The organism is Thomasclavelia sp., from assembly GCF_017889095.1.
Taxonomy (GTDB): Bacteria; Bacillota_I; Bacilli_A; order Erysipelotrichales; family Coprobacillaceae; genus Thomasclavelia.
In genome coordinates, this window is record NZ_JAGHEW010000164.1 from 1 (window position 1) to 4,761 (window position 4,761).

Here is a 4,761-nt window from a genome sequence, read left to right on the forward strand (position 1 = left end):
TCTTTGATGCAATATAGTTACTACCTGGATTAGTAGTATAATTTAAGATCATCTTTTGGGGATTTTCATCTAATAAAGTTGTTGCATTTTTCGAAAAATCTTCAGGTATGGTAATTACCATATAATACTTGCCATCTTTTAAACCTCGGCTGGCAGTTTGTTTATCAACAAATTGAAAATTCATCGCTTGATTTTCTTTTAGATTATTAACTAGTTCTTTACCAACATTTAAAGTTTGTTGCTGATAAGTTATAGCTTCATCTAAATTCACAACGGCTACCGGTATCTCTTCAGTATTACCATAAGGATCCCACATGGAACCTAAAAAGACACAGGCATAAATACTAGGTATGGCGATAATAGCTGCCAAAACTACTTTAAGCCAAGTATTATGGAAGATATTTTGCCATTCTTGTTTAAGCATATTATTCCTTCTTTCTTGTTTTTTATAGATATTTATTATCCATAGATATTAAATATCTATGATTATTATAGTAATAAAATCCCACTTGTCAACTCTTTAACGATACAAAAGCAGCTTTTTTTGGTAAAATAGATACGTAGGTGATAAAAATGAAAGTAAAAAAGAGTTTTGAACAAGCAATTTGCATCCTGCTTTTAATTGGTACTAGTGATAATCCTATTAAAAGCCATGAATTAAGCAAAAAACTAGCGGTATCTGATTCATATTTAAAAAAAATCACCCGACAACTAGTCGTTTCGGGATTAATTAGTTCTAAAGCTAGTAAATTAGGTGGTTTTGTCTTAGCTAAAAGTATTGATAAGATTTCTTTATTAGATATTTTTGAAGCTATTGAGGGTAAAGAACCATTTGTGGAAACAACTCATTTAGTTGATAAAGTTTTTGATCCTAAATTAAAAGTTAAAGAAACCGAAGATTTTATTGTTGATTATTTAAATACTGCTCAAAAACATTACAAAGAAAAACTTAGTGAAATTACTTTAGCTAACATCATTGCTTCGGCCCACCAGCAAACTTAATAAAAATTTGCTTAAATTTGTTTTGATAAAAGAGTATAATAAATGACAATATTTATATTTAGAGAGGATTGAAACTTATGAATGATTATATACTTAATATTTTAAAAGACATTATGGCACTTGATAGTCCTTCGGGCTATTGTAAAGAGGTAATTGCTTACTGTAAGCAAGAAGCTAAAAAGCTCGGATTTCAAACAACAACAACTAATAAAGGAAATTTAATTATTAATGTTTGCGGCCAGGATGATTATCATATTGGTTTTTGTGGTCATGTTGATACTTTAGGATTAATGGTTAGAAGTATTAAAGATGATGGGACTTTAGCGTTTACTAATATTGGTGGTCCTATTATTCCTACTTTAGATGGTGAATATTGTCGAATCATCACTCGTGATAAACAAATTTATACGGGAACAATTCTTTCAAATTCCCCAGCCGCCCATGTTTTTGATGACGCTAAAAGCGCTAAACGAACTTGTGAAACGATGCATATTCGTATTGATGAGATCGTAAAATCTAAAGAAGATGTTTTAAAATTAGGAATTAATAATGGTGATTATATTGCTATTGATCCTAAAACAACGATTACTCCATCGGGATTTATCAAATCACGGTTTCTTGATGATAAAATGAGTGTTGCCATTTTATTTGGGGTCCTAAAATACCTAGCTACTAACCAAATTATCCCTAAACATTCACTATCTTTTATTATTTCTACTTATGAAGAAGTTGGTCATGGTAATAGTTATGTACCCGAAATGATCGATGAATTAATTGCTGTCGATATGGGCTGTATCGGTTTAGATCTTGCTTGCAGTGAATATGATGTTAGTATTTGTGCTAAAGATTCTAGCGGTCCTTATGATTATGATCTTACAACGCGTTTTATCGAATTAGCTAAAGTACATAAGCTAAATTATGCCGTTGATGTTTATCCATTTTATAGCAGTGATGTGTCGGCGGCTTTACGAGGTGGTCAAAATATTAAAGGGGCTTTAATTGGTCCTGGTGTTGGGGCCTCACATGGAATGGAAAGAACCCATATTCAGGCAGTTGAAAATACTTATCGCTTAATTTTAGCGTATTTACTAGATGAATAAAGAGATTTCAGCCGAAATCTCTTTATTTTAAATTAGTGTTAAAAAAGTCTTCAATTTTATCAAAAGGAATTTTTGTAACGTCATCATATAAATCAATATGAATCGCATCATCGACTAAATATAATTCCTTTGGTTGTTGAGCTTGGTTATAAACAAGCTTACTAAATTCAAGTGAATGAGCCTCTTTTCCGGCAATTAATAGAATTGGACGGGGACTGATTTCATCTAAATGACCTAACAGATCATAATTGATCATCGCTAATTTTGAAGTCGTAGTAAAGTTACCTAGGGCATTAGGATGATGACCTCTTTCCATACCATAGTAGCGATAATATTCTTCATTCATTCCCTCAATTCCTTCAGGAACAGTTTTCGTTGGTTTAGCTGGAAAAGCTGGTATATATTCAGGATAGCCATTTTCAAAATCATGCCATCTTTGTTCATTTAATCTTTGTTTTTCAGCTAATAAATCTTCAGGTGTACCTAAACGACTAACTAAAGAAATATCAACTAAACTACAAGTGACTACTGCTTTAATACGAGTATCTACCTGGGTGGCTGATAAGGCAAAACCGCCACTGCCACAAATGCCTATTGCTCCAATTTTTTGACGATCAACATATTCAAGCATTCCTAAATAATCAACACTGGCACTAAAGTTTTCACTAAAAATATCCGGTGAGGAAACATGACGCGGCTTGCCGCTGCTTTCTCCCATATACGCTGGATCAAAGGCAATTATGACAAAACCCTGTTTAGCTAATTCATTGGCATAGACACCTGGTCCTTGTTCCTTAACTCCTGCATACGGTGGACCAATTACGATAGCCGGATGTTTTTTAGTTAAATCTAAATCTTTTTTCGTATATAAATCAGCCGCTAATTTAATGCCATAACGATTATGATAGAAAACATGATCTCTTTTTACTTGATTACTTAATGTAAATGTATAATTTTCACTCATTGGTATTCCTCCTTTTATTGTTTAAATTTAATTCCATGTAAACGATAAACTTCATTTAACGCTTGAATATCTAAAATCAACGGTTTCTTTTCATCCATCTGGTTAATAATTTGGAGATCTTCGTCACTTAAAACAAAGTCATCAATTGCAAAGTTTTCAATGATTCGTTCTTGATGAACTGATTTAAAAATGGCAATAATTTCATTTTGTCTTAACCATCTAAGAATTACCTGAGCTGGTGTTTTTTGATATTTAGCACCAATTGTCATTAATTGTTCATTAGTAAAGATCCCTTTACTACCTTGAGCAAATGGTGACCAGGCCATCATCTGGATCCCATATTTTTTCATTACTTCACGTAATTTTTTCCGCTGACAAAATGGATGCAATTCCATTTGATTAATCGCTGGAATAACTTCATGACTTAAAATCAAGTCAACTAAACGATCAGCTAAAAAGTTAGATACACCAAGTGCTTTGATCTTTCCTTCATGATAGAGCTTTTCCATTGCCCGATAACTGCCATGATAATCACCATAAGGCATGTGAATAAAATAGAGATCAAGATAATCAGTTTGTAGATTTTCTAAGGTTTTATTAAAAGAATCAATGGTTTTTTGATAAGTAGCATCCTGAATCCAAACTTTTGAGGAAATCACAATTTCATGACGATCGATCTTACTTTCTTTGATCGCATCACCAACGGCTTTTTCATTGCCATAACAAGCCGCAGTATCAATTAAACGACAGCCAGCTTTTAAAGCATCTAAAACACTTTGTTTACAAGTATCATAATCAGTAACTTGAAACGTTCCTAAACCAAGCTGCGGTACTTGATATCCATTATTTAATTTAATCATTTCCATAATCGAATCCTCCTTTTAATCAATTGCGGTTATTTCCACAACATGTTTAAGTTTACTAATCAATTCATTTCCTAAAATAGCTTCACCTAATTCATATAAACCACTGCCACTGCCAAAATAGCCATAAAACATTACTACATTGCCCCATGGTCGATAGTAAGCTAAAGTTCCAACTTTTGCATTAGCTAATGGCGTATCTTCTACTTTTAACTTTTTTGCTGGATAAAAGATTTTTTCATTATTACTAAAATTTTCAATTTCAACAGTCATTGGCAGTTGCTCATACAAATCTTTAGCTGCTTTAGAATCATTTAATTTAAAAATAATCACATTATCATTTTCTTTTACTTGAATTTTCATTTATCTCACTCCTACTTGATAGTTTAACTATCATTTCATCAATTTGTTTAATCATATTTTCTAATTTATTTATTTTCTCTAGTGACTGCTTTCGATAATCTTCAATTTTCTTTTTATCAAACCAATCTTTTGTCATGTTTCCTCCTTCGAAGATATCTTATCGTATTTTTTACTTAATAGGAAATACTTATTTTAAATTATTTATTATAGTTTACAGTTATGATAAAGAAAGGTATAATTTAACTAAGAGGTGAGTAAAAATGATTGAAACTAGATTATTATATTATTTTCTAGCAGTAGCCAGAGAACAAAATATCACTAGTGCTGCCAACAGTTTGCATATATCCCAGCCAACTCTTTCGAAACAAATGATGGATTTAGAGCAGCAGTTGGGAAAACAACTATTTATTCGCGGTAAACGAAAAATAACTTTAACAGAAGATGGTATTTTTTTACGAGCACGAGCTCA

At 31.9% G+C, this 4,761-nt stretch carries 8 protein-coding genes; 3 read left to right on the plus strand and 5 right to left on the minus strand.

Annotation, left to right across the window (positions count from 1 at the left end; genetic code table 11):
• A partial coding sequence (locus J7M77_RS07320) for a YhgE/Pip domain-containing protein (protein WP_296877178.1) occupies positions 1-424 on the minus strand: 424 nt, incomplete at its 3' end.
• A gap of 149 nt (positions 425-573) precedes the next feature.
• Here J7M77_RS07320 and J7M77_RS07325 point away from each other — a divergent pair.
• Together J7M77_RS07325 and J7M77_RS07330 are read left to right on the plus strand one after the other, a co-directional pair.
• Positions 574-1,002: an Rrf2 family transcriptional regulator gene (locus tag J7M77_RS07325; RefSeq protein ID WP_296877179.1), complete on the plus strand. Its 429-nt coding sequence runs from the start codon at positions 574-576 to the stop codon at positions 1,000-1,002.
• Between the two features lie 77 nt (positions 1,003-1,079).
• Positions 1,080-2,102 (plus strand): M42 family metallopeptidase, encoded by a 1,023-nt coding sequence (locus tag J7M77_RS07330; protein WP_296877180.1) that lies wholly within the window; start codon positions 1,080-1,082, stop codon positions 2,100-2,102.
• A gap of 22 nt (positions 2,103-2,124) precedes the next feature.
• Here the strand turns inward: J7M77_RS07330 and J7M77_RS07335 are convergent, their stop codons facing one another.
• The 4 genes from J7M77_RS07335 to J7M77_RS07350 are packed head-to-tail and all read right to left on the minus strand — an operon-like array spanning position 2,125 to position 4,428.
• A complete protein-coding gene (locus J7M77_RS07335) occupies positions 2,125-3,066 on the minus strand; it encodes an alpha/beta hydrolase (RefSeq protein ID WP_296877181.1) in 942 nt (313 codons plus the stop codon).
• Positions 3,067-3,080: 14 nt separating this feature from the next.
• Entirely contained in the window at positions 3,081-3,932 is an 852-nt protein-coding gene (locus J7M77_RS07340) for an aldo/keto reductase (protein WP_296877182.1), read from the minus strand.
• Positions 3,933-3,947: 15 nt separating this feature from the next.
• Positions 3,948-4,292 (minus strand): cyclophilin-like fold protein, encoded by a 345-nt coding sequence (locus tag J7M77_RS07345; protein ID WP_296877183.1) that lies wholly within the window; start codon positions 4,290-4,292, stop codon positions 3,948-3,950.
• A complete protein-coding gene (locus J7M77_RS07350) occupies positions 4,267-4,428 on the minus strand; it encodes a hypothetical protein (protein ID WP_296877184.1) in 162 nt (53 codons plus the stop codon). Before J7M77_RS07350 ends, J7M77_RS07345 begins: the two co-directional genes overlap by 26 nt.
• A 127-nt stretch (positions 4,429-4,555) precedes the next feature.
• On the opposite strand from J7M77_RS07350, the gene J7M77_RS07355 reads away from it, so the two are divergent.
• Positions 4,556-4,761, plus strand: a 206-nt coding sequence (locus J7M77_RS07355; RefSeq protein WP_296877185.1) for a LysR family transcriptional regulator, incomplete at its 3' end; no start/stop codon positions are given.

Bases quoted from the DNA above. Each gene is read 5' to 3' on its own strand.
- J7M77_RS07330 (WP_296877180.1), top strand. From the start codon at position 1,080: ATGAATGATTATATACTTAATATTTTAAAAGACATTATGGCACTTGAT.
- J7M77_RS07340 (WP_296877182.1), bottom strand. From the start codon at position 3,932: ATGGAAATGATTAAATTAAATAATGGATATCAAGTACCGCAGCTTGGT.
- J7M77_RS07325 (WP_296877179.1), top strand. From the start codon at position 574: ATGAAAGTAAAAAAGAGTTTTGAACAAGCAATTTGCATCCTGCTTTTA.
- J7M77_RS07350 (WP_296877184.1), bottom strand. From the start codon at position 4,428: ATGACAAAAGATTGGTTTGATAAAAAGAAAATTGAAGATTATCGAAAG.
- J7M77_RS07345 (WP_296877183.1), bottom strand. From the start codon at position 4,292: ATGAAAATTCAAGTAAAAGAAAATGATAATGTGATTATTTTTAAATTA.
- J7M77_RS07335 (WP_296877181.1), bottom strand. From the start codon at position 3,066: ATGAGTGAAAATTATACATTTACATTAAGTAATCAAGTAAAAAGAGAT.